Source organism: Paenibacillus sp. UMB7766-LJ446, assembly GCF_030226665.1.
Classification (GTDB): domain Bacteria; phylum Bacillota; class Bacilli; order Paenibacillales; family Paenibacillaceae; genus Paenibacillus; species Paenibacillus vandeheii.
Window position 1 is genome coordinate 45,371 of record NZ_JASOYM010000015.1, and the last position, 19,822, is coordinate 65,192.

A 19,822-nucleotide genomic window follows, 5' to 3' on the forward strand; every position below is an offset into this window, starting at 1 on the left:
ATTCCTGTCGGTCAAATGGCTGTGGTCGATCCTATGAGGTTAGCGCGTTTTTACGATGCTATCTATTTCACTTTTCAACAAGAGGTATCGGTGAACACTTCTCATGATCGGGACCTTAGTTAGTTTATTCTTGTCTACATAAAGTTTCATCTGATCTTTGGTCAGACCCAACAAACTCCCTGCTTCAGATACCGTCAATACAACCTCGGGATTCGTAGCATTAAACGTTCTCTTCACTTTCTGGTTCCAGTCCTCGAATACCTGCATAGATCAGTGATCTCTCCTATCCATAGCCAGTCGTTCTCCAGGCTGAATAGATCCATTATACCATACTTGTGATGATCGTAACTGAATCCTTATGGAGAACCAATTTATGTTAGTGCAGAATTCCTTTCTTGGACCCCTTCGGAACCCTTTTTTTGTAAAATCTGCTAAGCCTCTTTCCAGAATCGGCGCAGGTTGTTCATGGCGATTTTGGATGCTGACTTGCACTCCTCCATGCCTTCGAACTCAACCGTGATGTTGCCGTCATAGCCGGAGTCTTTGATCAGCTTCACAATTTTGCGAATGGGGATGTCCCCATGCCCAACGATGGCTCCACGCAGGAAATTACCATTGGCAGTGGTAAACCACTCCCCTTCGCCCGGATGCTCATCATAAGAACGGAAATAGAAGTCTTTGAAATGGACCAGAGAAGCGTACGGCAGATTTTTCATGACCCCAATAATCGGGTTTTCATCCACACACATGAAATTGCCAATGTCGAGTGTTGTTTTGAAGTTCGGACGATCCACGGCATGCAGCACACGCTGCACACGATCGCTCGCCTGCACGCTGAAGCCGTGATTTTCGATAGTTGTCGTAATGCCAAACTGCGCAGCATAATCCGCAATGATCTGGCTTCCCTTCACCATCAGCGGGAGATTTTCTTCGAACCAGGCAATGGTCATTTTCTCCTTTGGCAACGTAAACGCCGTGACGTCATGACGCATATGCTTCACACCCATCCGGTGTACAACATCGACATGTCTTTTGACCCGAGCCATTTCTTCCTCAAAAGCTTCTTCCGTCTCCTGCACAAAATTTGCAGGCATCGAATAGTTGGACAACTCAATACCTGCAGAAGCAGCTCGCTCCCGGATGGCATCAGCCAGCTCATAATTATCTTCCACGGTGTAGCCATACGGAACCATCTCCATATGCTCACCACCATTTGCTGCAATCCAGTCGATCATATCCAGAACCGTCATTTCACCCGAATTCAAATCATTCAACAAGCTATACGTACTCAGGCCCACTTTCATCTGCTCAGCTCCCTACCGGTATTGTTTGATGAATTCAACTGCTTTGCGAATGTCCAGCTCCGGCTGATCGCCTACTTCACGTTCAATCGTCAGATACCCTGTGTAACCAATCTCCTGAAGGGCCGCAAAGTATCCATCAAAATCCACACTGCCCTCGCCCAGCGGCACTTCACGGAAGAACGTCCCGGAAGAAACCATTTCGGCAATCTTCTCATGATCCATGGGCGCGTAACCTACTGCACCATACACATCTCTCGGATCGACTTCCTTGAGACGCACCCCATCTTTCACATGGGTGTGGACAATATAATCCTTCAACAGATGGACACCGCGAGCCGGGTCATCCCCCGTAACCATAACCATATTTGCTGGGTCAAAATTCACCGATACCCCATTGGTCGACAATGTATCCAGGAATCCTTTTAAATCTGCGGCTGTTTCCGGCCCTGTCTCAATAGCAAAGTACGCACCTGCACTTTTCGCATATTGACCCAGCTCTTCACAAGCCGCATGCAGCGTGGCATACACTTCGGATGAAGGATCATGCGGAACAATACCGATATGTGTTGTGACGATATTCGTACCCAGATCAAGAGCAAGATCCACGATGCGCTTGGACTTCTCTACTTTCCACGGATTATCTTCCTTGACCTGAAACCCGTGTCCACCCAAATCGCCAACCAGCGCAGAAATTTCAAGCCCAAGAGAATCGATATAACTTCTTAACTCCTTGCGAGAGGCAGGCGACAGATTTTCGGGGTCCATCTCTCCCTTGACCGCATAGATCTGTACACCCTCCGCTCCAACGTCTTTCGCTTTGTTCAGCCCTTCTCTTACGCCTACGTTAAAGCTGTCCACGATGACGCCGATCTTGTTCGTTAATTTCATATTATACCCTCCTGCTGAATTGGTATTTTATCGTCCTGATGTGAATTCATGATGGAATGCTCTACTACACTTTCGCCCTATTCACGGTCCACTCCTCTTCTTGTAAAAGATTCTTATCTGGCACCTTACGTTTTTTCCGGTGAACCGATTTTTACGGATTGAATCTCATAAGGCTTGAACGTCAGTTCGAACTTCCCTTCACGACAAGCCAATGGCCGGATTTCGTCCTCCAGCAGATTGACCACTGACGTTTGTATCCGCGCGTCAGACCACTGAAGCTCAATTGTCTCTCTGCCGCCGGATGATTCATAGAAACGCAATATCGTCCCCGTGCCGTCTTCTGAAGCTTTGACTGTATCCAGAATGACGTGCTCGCTGCGAAAGTGAACCCAGGAATGCTCTGCCGTTAATGTGCCTGTATGTCTACCTGCTGCCACAGCCTGGGCCGGATGGTTCAGCTCCATTGCACGGCGTACCACACCCGCTTCCCGCCAATCGCCTTGATGGGGCAGGAGCGAGTAGGTGAATTCATGCTCCCCCTGATCGGCATGTTCATCCGGCCATTTCGGAGCACGGAGCAGGGACAGACGAATCGTCTGATCCTTGATGTCGTACCCATACTTGCAATCGTTCAGCAGGCTTACACCGCTATTGCCTTCGGAGACGTCTGCCCAACGGTGCCCGCACACTTCAAACTGTGCCTGCTCCCAGCTGGTGTTGTTATGGGTTGGCCGCTCCAGCGCACCAAACGGGATTTCGTAGGTTGCTTTGGCTGACACCAAATCCACCGGAAATGCGACTTTGAGCAACTTATGGTTCTCAACCCAGTTTACCTTTGTCTTGAAATCCACACGTCGCTGATGACGATACAGGATCATATCCTGATGAATTTCCGAGTTGTTCAGCTTCCAGTGGAAACGAAGGACATCCTGCGTTGCCCCACGCTGCACGACCTGTCCGGAGATCAGCTGTACCGCCCCTGCCCGTTGAGATTCGAACCTCGGGTCAATATCCCACGCATCCCAATACGTAGGTTTGTCATGGAAGAACTGCAGCTCATTCGCTTTATCTCCCGGCTTCAGCCACTCCCGCTGGATGGACTTGTCATACCATCTCGTGATTTCTCCCACACCGTTAAATTCAAGCGTGTAGAAATCTGTTTCCCAGACGGAAGGGAAAGATTCCTCCTGTTTCCATACAGAAAGATCGGCATCCGATGCCTGGCGCAGCCATATCGTGGTATACCCAAAGGCAGGAATGGATGGAACATAAACTGACAGGGTCAGCACATCTCCATTTTGCTCTAGGTCACCTGCTAGATGATTACCCTGATGATCAAAAGCAGCGAGACCAGTCAGACTCACGTCGCCTGTAATGGTCACGACTTCTCCGCGCTCCCAGCCCAGACTATTAAAAATAACGTAAGCCAGGCCATCCAAGCTATCTGTCGCAATACGCTCCACAAGGGTACTGAGGGCGCTTTCCATCGCCGATGTTCCCAGGGCAAATACCTTCGTATACTCCTCCGCGGAGGTGACATAAGCTTCGGGGATAGATGTACCCGGGATAATATCATGGAACTGATTGAGCATGATCAGCTTCCAGCCTTCATCGAGCTTATTCTTCACCTGTGCTGCTTCAGAAGATCCGGCAAACTGCTCCCAGATCTCCGCTTCACGGTACAGTACTTCGGCCTTCCGATTGCTCCGTTTATTCCGCGCATGGGTAGTATACGTTCCCCGGTGAAGTTCCAGATACAGGTCTCCATGCCATTTCGGCAAAGGGGGATTATGGTTGGATATTTCTTCGAAAAATGCTCCCGCTGTACTGAACTTGCTGATGGGCTGCCCAACCATGAGATGGGATCGCGCTCCGAACTCCACCATTTCATTCGTGACCCCGCCCCCACCATCACCATGACCGTAAAGCAGCATTTGTTCGGGGTGAACATGCTTCTGCTTATACGATTGCCAATGCTCATCCATATCTTTGGGCCGGGTATGTTCGTTCACTCCATGATTCAGATACGCAAGCACCGAGGTGCCATCAATGCCTACCCAATCAAATAGATCATATGGAAAAGCATTGGTATCATTCCAATTAAGCTTGGTGGTCATAAAATAGGGAATACCCGCCAACTTCAGCAACTGCGGCAACGAAGCACAGTACCCGAAGGTATCGGGGAGCCACTCAATGCTTGAACGCTTGCCAAACTCCTCCTGATAGAAGTTCTGCCCGTACAACATCTGTCTTACCAAGGACTCACCGCTCGGAATGTTCAGATCCGGCTCCACCCACATGCCGCCAACCAGCTCCCAGCGACCTTCGGCAACCCGGGCTTTGACCTGCTCATACAATTCCGGGTAATGCTCTTTCACAAACGCATACAGCTGCGGCTGGCTCTGCGAATATACAAACTCCGGGTACTCATCCATCAAGGTACACATCGTGGAGAAGGTACGGCTGGATTTGCGGACTGTCTCACGTACAGGCCACAGCCAGGCAATATCGATATGTGACTGCCCAACCAGATGCATGAACCCATTCCGGTATTCTTCCGGGTCCTCCTTCTGCACAGAATGTGCCAGCGAATTTTCGAAATTCTGCACCCATGCCGCCTCCACCCAGCGATTCGGCTCGTTGTACATCTCATCCATCACCTGATGAATGTCCCGGACAAGATGGGTCCGCTTCAAGTCTTTCTCAGGCAATGCCTTCAGCGACTCCGCAAGTACAGTAATGCTGTACATCAAGCTCTGGAGCGGTTGATTCACATATACCAAAGCAGTTCGGATACCACGGATCGGCGGCTGAATCACCGCTTGTCGGTTTAGCGGGTCATGCGGTTCCGGTATAGGATCATACAGCTCAATCTCCAATAAAGGCGTAGTTCCCACCCGGCTCCTGGGTAACGGCACATACCAATGATTTCGGTCCAGTCCGTGATAGGGCATGCCATTCACCATCAGCAGCCCCTCACCCCCAGCTTCAAAAATCAATCCAATCGCATGATCCTCCCAATTGCCTGGAATCTCTATGGTTTTGCTTAGAAAATATGTCGTTCCATGGTTGCTATCGAGCGGATTCAGACTTTGGACAGCCGCATTCTCCTGTTCATACTCGTATTCTCCGGGCTGTATATACCTGGCCTTCTGCATCTGCCACTGCGGAAGCTCTATGGTATCCATCCATTGCTGCTGAGCCAGATCCTGAATGAATCTCTGAATTCGAATCATACCTCCACCCCCACCTTCTGGATGTGTAAACTGCAAGCAGTCCAGTCTCTGGAGCTGCTGCCCACCATCAGTCTGAATTCACCCGGCTCCACAACAGGCTGAAGACGGGAGTCGATCAGCGCCAGATGTTCTTTTTGTACAGGAAAAGTAACCGTTCGAGTCTGTCCCGGCTCCAGACGGATTTTGCGAAACCCCTTCAGCGAAATTTCAGCTCGGGTGACCGAAGCCGATACATCCGTAACATACAGCTGAACTACCTCATTACCCGCAACCGGTCCCGTATTCGTAACCTCCACCTGTACCTCTGCTTCATCTTCTGGCCCGATCACTTCCGGCACAACCCGTACATTCTCGTACTTAAATTCCGTATAGCTCAGCCCAAAACCGAACGGATACTGCGGCACAAGATCGGTCTCCAGATATCGCTTGCCTCGGGTGCGTTTGGCATTGTAATAGATCGGAAGCTGCCCCACATGTTTGGGAATAGAGACGGTAAGACGACCGGATGGATTCACATCACCGAACAAAATATCTGCTATGGCGTTTCCCCCCTCCTGCCCTGGGTACCACGCTTCCAGAATGGCATGGGCATGCTCATCAATCCAAGGTTCAGCAATGGGTCGGCCGTTAATATATACGACAATAATCGGTTTCCCCAGCTTATGTACTTCCTGCACCAGCTCCAGTTGAACACCCATTAAGCTCAGAGACGATCGGTCTATGCCCTCACCGCACTCCATATCGTTCCAGGGATCATCCGTGACAACGGATGCACCCGTCCGCAGATCAATGGTGCCTTCGCCAAAATCACGACTACTTGACCCACCCATCACCATAACGATGATGTCAGCTTGTTCAGCAGAGGCAAGCGCTTGTGCAAAGCCCTCTCTGGAATCGCCTTTGATGCGGCATCCGGGCGCGTATAACACTTGCTCCGTATCCGTCCCAAGCTTACGGCGAATCCCGTCCAACACCGTAACAATCTGTTCTCTCGGCTGTGGCGAGGTGTAATCACCAAGCTGGTTGTAGACATGGTTTGCATTCGGTCCAATAACGGCCAGCTTCGTACCTGTATTACTGAGTGGAAGGATGTTCGCATCATTTTTAAGTAAAATAATTCCCTCTTGCGCGACTTTCCTCGCCAGCTGAATATGGTCCTCACATCCAATCACCTGCTCTGCAAAGTCAGGATCAACGAAGGGCTGTTCAAATAAACCCAGTCTGAACTTCATCTCCAGCACTCGCCTTACTGCTGTATCCAGATCCTGCTCTTCAATTATTCCTTGCTCCAGCGCCTGCGCCAGATGCTTCCGGTACATGTATCCGGACATCTCCATGTCCACACCTGCCATAAGCGACTGCGCAACGGCCTGCTCCCCGTTCTCCGCCGTGTTGTGTCCACTGACCAGCATCTGAATCGCACCAAAATCGGTGATGACGAATCCGTCAAATCCCCATTGCTCGCGCAGGAGATCATTTAACAGATACGAGCTCGATGTACAGGGTACACCGTCAATTTCGTTGTATGCCGTCATGACGGAGCATGCACCTGCTTCCACGGCTTTCTTGAAGGGCAATAGGTCCACTTCATGCAACTCACGTAATCCCATATGAACAGGGGCCGCATTGCGTCCACCCTCTGAACTGCCATAAGCTGCAAAATGTTTGAGTGTCGCCACAATTGTCCGGTCGGTATCCAGTCGTTCACCCTGCAGGCCTTTCATCGCTTCTACCGCCATTTCACCGATCAGGTATGGATCTTCGGCAAAACATTCCTCTGTCCGCCCCCATCTCGGGTCCCGCACCACATCCAGCACAGGAGAATACGTTGCCGCTCCCCCCTGGCTTCGAGTCTCCAGAGCAATCGCTTCGCACATCTTGCGGTACAATTCCACGTTCCAGGTACTTCCTACAGCAAGCGGCACCGGGAATACGGTCGCTCCAATCGCCATATGACCGTGAGAACACTCCTCCCCGAACAAAATGGGGATCCCCAGCCGGGAGTTCCCCAAGGCATACCGCTGAATTTCATTGGTGGCAACAGCCCCCTGCCTAGGGGTCAGGCCTGTCTCCAGCGTCACTTCCGTCCAGGGATCAGCACGAAGGGCGCCATACAACGACCCAATCCCGCCCTCTGCGATGTCCTTTTTAAACTCATCCGTAACCCGAACCGTACCATCTGCTTCCTTAACATAAGTCTTCCACCCCATGGGCTGAATCAGCTGTCCTATCTTCTCCTCCGTTGTCATCCGACCGAGAAGATCTTGTACTCGTTCCTGAACGGGAAGCGAAGCATCTTTATAGTTCATATGCACATTCTCCTTATGAGTTCGGCTTGGTTTGGAACATGGGCTCACATGGCTTTTCGGTAGTCGCTAGGTGCTACACCCACCACATTCTTGAACGCCCGATTGAAGGAGTTATAGTTCGTGTATCCGACTTCCTCACTGATCTCCTGGATGGCCTTGTCGGTCTCCAGCATAAGCTGTTTGGCCTTCTCTATGCGGTGACTAATCAGAAGATCCACGAACTTCTCACCAATTTCGTCCTTGAACAGCTTGCTTAAATATTTCGGATTGATATCAAATAAATCACTTAGATAATTCAGCGACAGCTCGGGATTGTTATAGTTCTGTTCAATATACTTGCGAATTTCAAGAATATGAGATCGGTGTTTTCTGGAACAATGAAGTGTCTGCATCTGCTCCGACAGATCCCGGAAGCCTTCCCAGCACAGCGTTCGCAAATCATCTAACGTCTCCCATCCTTCCAATCTGGGGAGGAGCGGTGTAAATACGGCTGCCCATTGCTCCTGATATTCCCGCGGAAGTTCCGCGAACTCCCGATTATAATGCTGAAACAGCAGCTGGACCGTATTCATAATCTCCTGGCGGGAGAGCACGGATTCACGGATTTGTTCGAACAAGCGGTCAAAGTGCTTCTCCCAGACATTGTCCGACAATCGCATCGCCTGCACCAGCAAGGAGATCGTCTTCAGGAACTCATAAACATCATTAGTCGAGTTCGGTACCTCCCCGCATGATATGATTCGGTTCATGCCGAGCACAGCCTTGTACTCCAGGGCATGCACAGCCTCCTTCAACGAAGCTCTCAGGCCACGAACATCGACTGCCACTCTACCAATCCCGATAGTTACGGTGAAGTTCAAATACTGCCCAACCCTGTCCAGATAACCGGAGAGCAGTCTCTGCTCGGTTTCCTCACCCTTTTCCATCTCGGGCAACCAGAGTACTGCATACAGCCGCTGATCCGATATCCACTCTGCCCATACTTCGGTCCCTTCGTGCCTTGCACTCTCCTGCAGAATGCTGGATAACACGAATTTCAGGAGGGATTGATCCTGATTGTGATACTCCTCCTTAAATCGGGAATACTGATCGATCTCCACCACAATTACAGCCCATCGATCCTCCAACTGCGGGAGCTTGAACCTGTTCATCTCCGCTGTAAGCTCATTGCCAGTGAAGTCTCGTGTACCCTCCAGCAGCTCCTGAAAGAAATATTTCTTCTGCAAAATCAGGTTTTCTTCATGCTCCTCCTGATATTGCTTGGTTTGATCAATCATTTGCTCCAGCGTGGTCTGGATAAAACGGAACTCGTTATCTTTTGGTTGACTCATCCCCGGCTGTTTCTGTGAAGCCACCGTCTCAATTAACGTGACGATTTGCTGGATGGGCTTGTAATTTCTCCGTGTCACATAGATCACCCACACCACACCAAACAGAACAACAGCAACGGCAAAAACAAACCAAATATTGTAAAATTTCAGGGCGAATTTGACGATCTTGCCATTATTCAGTCCGGTCTGTACCTTCCAGCCGCTGTAGCTGGAAGTAAATTCGGAGAAGACTTCACCTGACGCCATTTGGGGAGATTCTGCCCTAGCGCCATCCTGCTTTCCACCATCCCACAGATTGCCGCCCGAGCGATTGAAGATATTCACGAAGGTGAACTCAGGGTCGTACATCTGCATAATGGACTTCTGCAAGGCTGGCAGATTGACGTTAACAACTACAAGACCCGTGCCGTTTCCGACGCCGCGAATGAGTGTAATGACCTGTTTGCCTTCCTCGGTCGGGAATGCCTTAAAAGATCTCGCCCCCACCCACTTTTGCGTCGCCGCAGCACGGCTGTCCTTAATAAATGGCGCGTCTGGGAATTCCTCAATGGGTACCGCCTTGCCGTTGCTGAACACCGTATCGTCGTTGTATCTCACCAAATATATGGAATCAATCAGCGGATACTCTATTTTCAATTCATCAATAACCTGAACCGCTTGAATTCCGGCATACACATCCTCGCTTCCGGTTACCGAATAATAATTTTTCAGGTTGGGGTTGGTCAAAATATCACGCAGCACTTTGAAGTCGATGGAGCGCAGTGAATTGTCCAGATATTGCGTTACCTGTGATGCCAGAAATTCATTGGCCTTGAGTGCTTCTCTCCGGTTCTGCTCATTAAATACCTGGAAGAAGATAATAAACAGAATTGTGGTTACGATAAAAAAAACAGGCAAATACGATAGCAGCAAACGTCTAAACCAACTGTTGTTCATCTCCGAGGCCCCCCACACTGTTTATGTGCATGATGACAACCACGCCAATCTGGTCGCTAATTTTCCATAAATATTCAGTAAATTATATCGGATGAAGTGGGGTTGTCAAAAGGAGAAGACCGCCCCGATTCCTGTGGTGACATCGGGACAGCCTCATTCATGAATCCATCAACCTTTATTGATTCTTCTCAATCGCACGCTGGTAAATCTCAAGGTAATTGCTGAGTCCCAGACCATCAAAGCCTTTCACGTACGCGTCCCATTCCTTATCAATGCTCTTGCTGCCGATAATAAATTGAGCCATATTGGTCATCACGTAATCCTTGACGGCCGTCGTGAGCTGCGCAGCAGTTTCTGTATCTTCAGGACGGATAAATACATTCGCAGGATAGACTTCTTTGGGTGCATAAGGTTCATATACATTGGTTGCTTGTGCCAGGCGTGTACCGTAACCCTCGGCTTCCAACGGGTTCTGACCTTCTGCAAACAGATTGCGGAACGTATTGGACAAGTCATGTGCTCCGATCTGTGACCAACTCTCGTTGACTACAACGTTCGGGTCACGCTCAGGCAGGTTATAGTAGCTGTATTTGGCCGGCTCGCCATTGATGTTTTTCTCATCTGCATCCGCCTTCTTCCAGCCTTTCCCCTCCGTTGGACCGTACTCTGCGTACAGGGCACCTTCTTCACTGAACATGTAATCTACAATCTTGATGGCAGCAATCTGCTGCGCTTCGGTCGCTTTGTTCGTGATGGCAAACTCAAACTCACCTACGCTCTGTGTAGCGCCTGTCGTCTGCACGCCATCCGGCCCTTTCAGCGGAGGTACGATGTCCCAGTGCTGGTGGCGGGTAATATCCTTGTCATACGTGTTCACGAGATAGCTGACCAGCGCTGTCGTTATAGAGCCGACCACTTCATCGCCTTCCTTGTTACCCAGCTGCCCGATCGCCTGATCGTTCTGCGTGAAGGAAGCCGGATCAATCAGGCCTTCTGCGTACAGCTTGTGCATGTACTCCAGCCCTTTTTTCCACTCTTCCTTGTTCGCTGCAAAATCAACCTTCCCATCCTTCACGATCAGATATTTATCGTTGTCATTATAGATAAAACTGTTCATGAGATAGGCATCGATATTGCCATTCCATACATATTTGTTCGGTGCACCCGTGAGCGGAATCTCATCGGCTTTGCCATTGCCATTCGGGTCCTGCTCTTTGAATGCCTTCAGTACCGTGTAGAGTTCATCGGTCGTGGTCGGCATTTTCAGACCCAGATTGTCGAGCCATTCGGTGTTAATCCAATATTTCTGAGCATACGTACAGTGATAACATTCATTGAAAATTGGCAGAGCGTAGATGTTCCCGTCAGGTGCAGTAATCGCTTCTTTAAAGTACGGCTTCTCCTCCATAATCTTGGTGAGATTCGGACCGTACTCCTTGATCAGATCCTGCAGCGGGAGGAACACGCCCTGTTTTCCGTAGGTTTGCAGGTCTGAGGTGGTGAACTTGCCATGGAGGAACACTTCGGGATAATCTCCACTCGCCAGCAGTAACTGTCTGCGGTCTTGCAAGGCGTCCGTCGGGGCCAAATCCCATTTCAGAGTTACATCGAATTTGTCTTCGATAAATTGGGTGAACTCATTTTCTTCCATGGATGCTTTACCTTGTGGGGCAAAGAAGGTCATCGTTACCGGGCCACCGCTCTCCCCGCTACCGTCGCTCCCTGTACCCGTCTCTGCGGATGAACCGCATGCGGACAACAAAGCCATCGAAGCAAAGACCAGAAACAACATCGAAATCCAAGATTTTTTCAATCTGACTCCTCCTTTTTGTTGAAAACGGCATAACCATCTGTTTACGCACTCGTGTTAAACCCGATCCCGGAAGCCGGAGTGTTCCCCCACCTCCTTTCAAACGGCTTAGCGGGAGTAAATTGTAGAAATCATCCTTTGAGCGAGCCCACCATGACCCCTTTGACAAAATGCTTCTGCACAAATGGATACATGATGAGAATCGGAATACTGGCGACTACGATTAGTGCGTATTTCAGTACCTGCTCGAACCCCTGATCCCGCAGCTGCTGGCTCGTATTGGCCAACATCGCCGGGTCGGCGGCGTTCAGAATCAGCAGATTGCGGAGCACATATTGCAGTGGGAACAACTTTTCGGAACGCAGATAGATCAAGGCATCAAAGTACGCATTCCAGTGGCCCACCGCATACATCAGGGTCATGACCGCCAGAATCGGCTTAGATAACGGAAGAACCACACTGATCAAATACCGGATATCTCGGCATCCGTCCATTTCTGCCGCCTCCCCCAGCTCTTCCGGGATGGAAGACTGGAAGAAGGTTCTCGCTACGATGACCTGGAACACTGCGAGCGCCCCTGGCAGCCACATCGCCCAGCGTGTATCCAGCAGATGGAGGTCCTTCATCAAGAGATAGGTTGGAATCAGACCGCCGTCAAAGAACATCGTGATCATCATGAAAATAATGATGGCCCCCCGTCCATAAAACGACTTGCGCGATAACGGATAAGCGAGCATGACGGTCAGCGCCACGTTGATAAACGTACCTACAACGGTATAGATAATCGTATTGTAGAACCCGAGCATGAGCTGCTGGCTTTTGAAAATGGAGATATAGGCCTTGATGTTAAAGTCTACCGGGAACAGCCACACCTGACCGGATGTAACGGCACGGGAGGAGCTGAACGAAGAACTGATGATATACAAGAGTGGGTAAAACACCGTTAGCAGTATGGCGAACAGAAAGATATAGTTGAATGTCATGAAGATGCGGTCACCAAGCGGGTCCTTGATCCGGTTACGATTCATCAGGTTGAACATAGATGATCTCCTCCTTTACCACAAGCTGTTCTGGGATACTTTGCGGGAAATGCCGTTGACGATAACGAGCAGGATTAGGTTGATAACGGAGTTGAACAATCCTACCGCCGAGGAGAAGCTGAAGTTGGCCCCGATCAGACCGACCTTGTACACATACGTGGAGATGACTTCCGAAGCGCTCGTGTTGAGCGGATTCTGCATCAGATATATTTTTTCAAAGCCCACGCCCATAATGCTGCCCAAACTCAGAATCAGCATGATGACGGTGACCGGTACGAGCGTTGGAAGATCGATATGCCAAATTTTCCGAAGCCTTGAAGCACCGTCCATCTTTGCTGCCTCATAGAGGGATGGATCAACGCCAGCGAGTGCCGCGATATAAATAATCGATGAATAGCCCATGCCCTGCCACACGCCCGACCAGACATAGATAGATTTGAAGTATTCGGGAATACCCATAAAGTTGGTCATCGGGAAGCCCAGGAAAGTAAATAGCTTGTCTACAACACCCACATGAGGTGACAGCATCAGAATGATAATGGATACCATGACAACTGTGGAGATAAAATGCGGAGCGTACGTGACCATCTGGACGGTCTTTTTAAAGTAACCCGTACGGATTTCATTCAGTGCCAGCGCAAGCAGGATCGGAATGGGAAACCCGGCGAGTAACGAGTAGAAGCTGATGCCAATTGTATTTTTGATCAGCAGCCAGAAATTCGGGGATTCGAAAAAGGCTTCAAAGTGTTTTAGCCCAACCCATGGGCTGCCCCAGATTCCTTTGACAACACTGAAGTCTTTGAAGGCGATCTGTACACCAACCATCGGAATGTACTTGAAGATCAACAGATACAATACGGGAGGCAGCACCAGGAGATAGAGCTCCCAATGCTTTTTGAGGCTCCTGATAAATGGATGCTGTCGCTTGGGTTCTGCGTAATTCCTTCCTTGCTGGAGCTCCACCGGTGCAGGTATGCTTTCCGTAGCTCGACTCATTCGCGTCACTCCTTCTACACCTTAAGTGTAATAATACATTACATTTACATCCCTTAAACATCCTTTTGTTTGGTTCTTTTTTCTGTATTGGCGCCAACCGTGTGAAGAATAATGTCAGGTAACGCTTTCTTGAATTGATAGTACCTTGAGCGGCGTTCTTTTATCAATTTGCAATTTTCCCCCACCTCTCCTTATTCCCAAAACCCTTGTCGTACAAGGGAAATCGCCCTTTATCATATGTATATTGCAAAAATCCCTAAACAAAAAAAGCCCGAAGGACTGTAAAAGTCCCTCGGGCTTGGAGTTGTAGATTTATTCTTTTGTGAACAATCTGAACGTCAGTGTGATAGGTGCTGCTTCCGTAACTGCTGCCTGCGGCAACTCTACAACAAGTCCATCTTCTGTCCGTTGGAATGACAGCACATCATCTGTGCCAACGAGTTCAATTCGCTCCACCTTTTCCACATATGGAATGGTCACTTGTGATTCTACTGCCTCGTTTTCGTTTCTGTACAGACGGAAGGCATACGATACGTTCAGATCTTCCTTACGTGTGAAGGCCCACTCTCCTGTGAAGTATGGTCCGCAAATCCGCGTGCCATAGATGCCCTCCCCATGCGTACCGATCCACTCTCCGAGGGCTTTAATGCTTCGGACTGCGCCTTTCGGGAGACGTCCGTCCGGTTGCGGTCCCACATTCAGTGCTAGGTTACCACCCTTGGATACTACCTCAAGCAGAATATGCGCCAGTTGTCTTGCTGATTTATACTGATCATCATATCCAAACGCAAAGGAATTGCCCACCGTGATACAGCTCTCCCAAGGAATATTCATTGGGTGCTCTGGAATGGTCTGTTCCGGAGTTACAATATTCTCATATGGTCCACCTACCGTGCGATCTGCTGCCAAGAGCCACGGCTGGGTTGTCCGACGTGCCCGCTCCACCACCTCGCCCAGACGGATATCCTGACCGTGGCGTCCTTCGCGCACCCAGCCCGCATCCAGCCACAGACATTCGATTCGTCCGTAGTTGGTCAGCAGCTCCATAATTTGCTCATGTGTGAACTCCACGAACTTTTCCCAGAGCCATGGATACGCTTTCGGATCATAGGATGGCCCACGCCACATATGGCTTCCCCGCTCCATGCCAGGTGTCCAGTAATATGGCGTATGCCAGTCCGCTTTGGAGAAATAAGCCGAGATGCCGAGTCCCTTGGCACGAAAAGCATCAAAAAGCGCTCGGCAAATATCCGCATACTTATGGGTGTGAAAAGGGGTATCCTTGCCCGTGATGCGATAATCGGTTGTATGTGTATCCCACATGCAAAAACCATCGTGATGCTTGGTGGTGAAGAGGAAATATTTGAACCCGTTATCAGCAGCCATCTGTGCCCATTCCTCAGGCTGAAAGCGAATTGGATTGAAGGTTTTGTTGAGATCAAAGTATTCCTGCTTGAAATGCTCCATGTCGTCAGTCCAGTCGATGTCATTGCGCGACCAATCGCCATCTTCGTCACTGAGCGCCCAGGACTCCACAAGTCCAAGCTGGGAATATGGACCCCAGTGCATCATCAACCCCAGCTTCTGATCCTTGAACCACTCCAGCCGTTCATTCAGCAATGGGTCTTCCGGCTTCACCCATTCCTCTTCCTTGCTAAAGTTGTGCACCCCGGCTTCGACGATCTGTTCTTCCTGTTCCAGCACCGTATCTTTGGTTTCGCTCATCCCGTTCATCTCCTTCGGATTGGATATCACACGTTGAAAAAGTAGCTTTACACAGGTCACTGCGCGGTCAAAACAATCTTCCGATCGCTGTTATCCCCGGATTTCTTTGATTTCACTTTTAAATGGTGGAAATCCGGGGATAAAGGCGAGCGCTCCGCTTCTCCAGATTTGTTCTGCCCTCTCCGTTATCGTGTAAATGTTTTGTTCAACTAAGAAGGACGTATTAAGCCCAGTCGTTTCGATTGCAGTGCAATCTTCAGATTGGTTCTGCACTCTCCGTTTTGGCTTAAACGCTCAGTTCAACATGTAGAGAAATATAAGCCCTATCACTTCGATTGCAGTGCATTCTTCAGATAGATTCTGAACTTCGTTTTGGAACAATGGTTAGTTCAACAAGTAAAGACTTGTTAGACATCACTACTTCGAATGGCGTTGCGACTTTCGTATTACAACACCCTGTCTACAGTGAAATTTCGCGTCCTTCACGTGCTGACTCGTAGATGGCACAGAGAATTTTCATAATTTCAACGCCATCCTCAACGGGGCTAAGCGTCTCTTTGCGCCCTTGCGTACTGTCGATAAAATGATTCACTTCGTTACGGAAAGAACCTGCGAAATCAAGGGATTTGAAATCTACCTGTGGCGTCATATTCAAAATGGTATCGAATTTCTCGCCAATCAGTGAAATTTCCGGTTCCAGTTCAGCCCCACCTTTATCGCCATAGAGTCTGACCAAAGTTTCATCCTGTTTCGCGTGCAATGTGAAGCTTACATCTACCAGCAGGCTTGCCCCGTTCTCGAAACGAATCAACGCATTGGCCATATCCTCTACAGTGTTTTTGTTCGCATCATAGTCTGCCGCCTGGTAGAACGACAGATTACGGATATTGGCACGATTACCCAATCGATTGGAGACATTGGCGGAGACGGTTTTGACCTTCGGTTTACCCATCAAGTACCAGGAGATATCAATAATATGCACACCAATATCGATCAACGGGCCGCCGCCAGAACGATCAACATCTGCAAACCAGCCTCCTGGATTGCTCAGACGCCGCAGACAGGATGCCTTGGCATAATAGATCTCTCCCAGCTCGCCTTCATCAATGAACTTCTTCAGGATCTGCGCATTGTCGCTATAACGGCGTACAAAGCCAACTTGAAGCAGTTTTCCACTGCGGTGAACGGCCTTCTCCACCTCTAACGCATCTTCTACCGTCTGACAGAGCGGCTTTTCGCAGAGTACATTTTTACCCGCATCCAGAGCAGCAATGCTGATCTCGGCATGTGTATCATTCCAGGTACAGATGCTTACCGAATGAATTTCGGGCAATGCCAGGAGTTCCTTATAATCTGTGAATACATGAGTAGCGTTATATTTTTTCGCGGCTTCCTGGGCACGCGCTTCATTCAGGTCGCATATGGCGTATATTTCAACTTCGGGATTACTGTCATACGCTTGCAAATGAAAATCGGATATTGATCCTGCACCGATAACGGCAATTTTAAGTTTGGACATGAATTTTTCCCTCCATAATCTGTTGAATGATGGTCATATCAGTTGATTCAAAACATATGATAATCGGCTTAACGTAACTACGGTGAATGTTTGGACTTTCGGCCGCTGTTGTCTTCAGATTTCTTGTATCCACCGCTCTCAGCGGTTGAAATCCGCAGACAAAGGCGGGCGCTACCGCTCCTACAGTTCCAAACTTCCCCTATGTTCTTTCAGCCCCCTACATATAAAAATTGATTCCACTAATATAGTAGTGCAGTCGCTGCTTATGCTTCCTCCCAGAAGCGGCGGACGTTATCCATTGCAATGCGGGATGCTGTTTTGCAATTTTCCATGCCTTCAAATTCAACAGAGATGTATCCGTCATAACCGGATTGCTTCAACACACGGAATACTTCCGGCATGTCGATGTCCCCGTGGCCCACAATCGCTCCGCGCAGGTAATTGCCGTGTGCGGTCTGGAACCAACCCTCTCCGGGATTACGGTAAGAGGGTCTCCGATAGAAATCTTTGGCGTGCACCATGGATGCATAAGGAATGTTGTTTTTTACAGCGCTAACCGGGTCTTCATCCACACACAGGAAGTTTCCGATATCAAGCGTTGTCTTAAAGTTTTCTCGCGCCGTCTCATGCACCAGCCGCCGGACTCGCTCACTGGACTGCACATAGTAACCGTGATTCTCCACACTTGTCGTAATACCGTGACTCGCTGCGTAGTCGGCAATTCGCTGACATGCCTTTACCAGAACAGGCAAGTCCGCCTCAAACTGGGCGACCGTTCCTTCCTGTGCAGGACGAAATGCAACATCATGACGCATTCTCGTAACGCCAAGTGCGGCAGCGACATCCACATGCTTCAGGACAGCAGCGATCTCATTTTCAAGCGCATCCGGGCCCTCTCCTGTAACGAAATTGGCACCTATTGCGTAATTGGAAATATCGATTCCCACTTCTCGTGCAGTCTCTCGAATCTGGTCAATTAATTCCGGCTGGTCGATCAGGCTGTACCCTATCGGAACAATCTCCACATGTTCTCCGCCCTGATCAGCGATGTAACGGATGGCGTCGGGGACAGTCAGTTCTTTGGCATCGAGTGCTTGTTGCAGACTGTATGTGCTGAGTCCTACTTTCATATCTTCTCATCCTCTCCTGCTGGTGTGTGGCTCTACCTTACCTATACCTTTTTCCATAAGATCATACAATTCCCAATAATCGTTTGCTACTCTATTTTCCATGGGATGAATCCAAAATCGGCTAATCTACAAATGTTACGGCTTGGCATCTTAGAAAAAGGGGAATTCTTCATATGTCAGAACTGCCTTTGAGCCCAACCTCCTGTTTGTTCAGAAATACACCCAGTGAGGACAACGTTGGGTACCATCTGGATTCATGTATGGTCAGACGAATGGTTTTGGCGGTGAAGGAATCGAAATGACAGATTCGTTTGTGACCAACAACCGTGCCGGAATAAAGCACCTGCCAATCACCACGCTCTCCCTTTGCCTCCAGCGTAAAACGCTCAATTCGCTGGCCCGAACGGTTATGTTCCATGAGAACGACACGGTTGAACAATCTTTCTTCCGGCAGCTCCACTTCCAGCCAAGCCTGCTCTGTCCCTTCAGGTGGACACCAGAACGTATCCGGTTCCTCACACAATACCTGAGAAGCCGCATGTTCTTCATCCATTGTCTCCGATGCCCGCATTTGTGCGCCTACAGCCAGACTTTGCCGATAAGTGCCTCGTAAAGTGTCTCCGAGCTGCTGCAGCCGCTTAGCATCCTGATCGTGAATCAGGCCGCGTCGATCTGGAGGAAGATTAAGTAGAAAATTGGCGTTGCCGCCAACCGCTCCATCATAGATGCCAAGCAGTTCCTCCAGCGATTTGACCTGATCATCCTCCCTGGCATGATAGAACCAACCCGGACGGATGGACGTATTCACTTCTGCTGGATACCAGATGAGCTTGCCCTCATGCTGCCGGATCACATTCCGACTCCCCAAATCTGCATCCTGTGTATTAATTCTGCTGGCAAACTCGCCATCATCCACCTGCTGGGATTGCTCCTGAATCTTCTCGTTATCCTGCAAGTAGGCAGGTACAACGCTCCATTCCGAAGCCCGGGTATGACCAGCCTCATTACCGCACCAGCGAACATCCGGCCCACATACCGAGATTACAGCCTCTGGCTGCAGCTCCCGAATCAGTGCATAATAGGAATCCCAATCGTAGACCTGCCTTTTCCCATTCGGCCCCTCTCCGCATGCGCCGTCGAACCACACACAGAAAATTTCACCATATTGGGTTAACAGCTCACGCAACTGATTTTTGAAAAACTCGTTGTATCGCTCCGAATCTCCGTAGGATGCTTCGTGACGATCCCAGGGAGACAGATAGATGCCGAACTTCAACCCATCTTCCCGGCAGGCATCGGCAACCTCTTTCACTAGATCACCCGCACCATTTCGCCAAGGGCTGGCGGCTACCGTATGATCCGTATATTGGCTTGGCCATAAACAAAACCCATCGTGGTGCTTGCATGTGAGAATTAATCCTGTCATACCGGCGGACTTGCACGCCTGAACCCATTGCCGGGCACTCAGATGAGAAGGGTTAAAGATAGCGGGATCTTCATTCCCCGTTCCCCACTCCTGATCTGTAAACGTATTCACAGTAAAATGAATAAATGCATAGAACTCCATCTCCTGCCATTTCAGCTGGCGTTCTGATGGC

At 49.6% G+C, this 19,822-nt stretch carries 13 protein-coding genes; all 13 read right to left on the bottom strand.

What is annotated here, in order from left to right; genetic code table 11:
• Window positions 1–39: 39 nt before the first annotated feature.
• Complete coding sequence (locus QP794_RS27865) at window positions 40–267, bottom strand: hypothetical protein (protein WP_024629454.1); 228 nt, start codon at window positions 265–267, stop codon at window positions 40–42.
• Between the two features lie 164 nt (window positions 268–431).
• A complete protein-coding gene (locus QP794_RS27870; RefSeq protein ID WP_285079993.1) occupies window positions 432–1,304 on the bottom strand; it encodes a sugar phosphate isomerase/epimerase family protein in 873 nt (290 codons plus the stop codon).
• A gap of 12 nt (window positions 1,305–1,316) precedes the next feature.
• Window positions 1,317–2,192, bottom strand: coding sequence for a sugar phosphate isomerase/epimerase family protein (locus QP794_RS27875; RefSeq protein WP_285079994.1), 876 nt, complete (start codon window positions 2,190–2,192; stop codon window positions 1,317–1,319).
• Between the two features lie 125 nt (window positions 2,193–2,317).
• Window positions 2,318–5,428: an alpha-mannosidase gene (locus tag QP794_RS27880; protein WP_285079995.1), complete on the bottom strand. Its 3,111-nt coding sequence runs from the start codon at window positions 5,426–5,428 to the stop codon at window positions 2,318–2,320.
• Window positions 5,425–7,737, bottom strand: coding sequence for a glycoside hydrolase family 3 N-terminal domain-containing protein (locus tag QP794_RS27885; RefSeq protein ID WP_285079996.1), 2,313 nt, complete (start codon window positions 7,735–7,737; stop codon window positions 5,425–5,427). The genes QP794_RS27880 and QP794_RS27885 overlap by 4 nt, the downstream gene beginning before the upstream one ends.
• A 44-nt stretch (window positions 7,738–7,781) precedes the next feature.
• Complete coding sequence (locus tag QP794_RS27890; protein ID WP_285079997.1) at window positions 7,782–10,004, bottom strand: helix-turn-helix domain-containing protein; 2,223 nt, start codon at window positions 10,002–10,004, stop codon at window positions 7,782–7,784.
• Between the two features lie 175 nt (window positions 10,005–10,179).
• Complete coding sequence (locus tag QP794_RS27895; RefSeq protein ID WP_079344890.1) at window positions 10,180–11,817, bottom strand: type 2 periplasmic-binding domain-containing protein; 1,638 nt, start codon at window positions 11,815–11,817, stop codon at window positions 10,180–10,182.
• Window positions 11,818–11,945: 128 nt separating this feature from the next.
• Complete coding sequence (locus QP794_RS27900; protein WP_231952803.1) at window positions 11,946–12,854, bottom strand: carbohydrate ABC transporter permease; 909 nt, start codon at window positions 12,852–12,854, stop codon at window positions 11,946–11,948.
• 15 nt (window positions 12,855–12,869) lie between these two features.
• Window positions 12,870–13,850 (bottom strand): ABC transporter permease, encoded by a 981-nt coding sequence (locus tag QP794_RS27905; RefSeq protein ID WP_024629462.1) that lies wholly within the window; start codon window positions 13,848–13,850, stop codon window positions 12,870–12,872.
• A gap of 312 nt (window positions 13,851–14,162) precedes the next feature.
• The gene (locus QP794_RS27910; protein ID WP_285079998.1) at window positions 14,163–15,575 is read right to left on the bottom strand and encodes an alpha-L-fucosidase; all 1,413 of its coding nucleotides are present in this window, start codon (window positions 15,573–15,575) and stop codon (window positions 14,163–14,165) included.
• Window positions 15,576–16,035: 460 nt separating this feature from the next.
• Window positions 16,036–17,094, bottom strand: coding sequence for a Gfo/Idh/MocA family protein (locus tag QP794_RS27915; RefSeq protein WP_285079999.1), 1,059 nt, complete (start codon window positions 17,092–17,094; stop codon window positions 16,036–16,038).
• 263 nt (window positions 17,095–17,357) lie between these two features.
• Complete coding sequence (locus QP794_RS27920; RefSeq protein WP_079344894.1) at window positions 17,358–18,224, bottom strand: sugar phosphate isomerase/epimerase family protein; 867 nt, start codon at window positions 18,222–18,224, stop codon at window positions 17,358–17,360.
• A gap of 169 nt (window positions 18,225–18,393) precedes the next feature.
• Window positions 18,394–19,791 (bottom strand): alpha-L-fucosidase, encoded by a 1,398-nt coding sequence (locus QP794_RS27925; protein ID WP_483311965.1) that lies wholly within the window; start codon window positions 19,789–19,791, stop codon window positions 18,394–18,396.
• Window positions 19,792–19,822 lie beyond the last annotated feature (31 nt).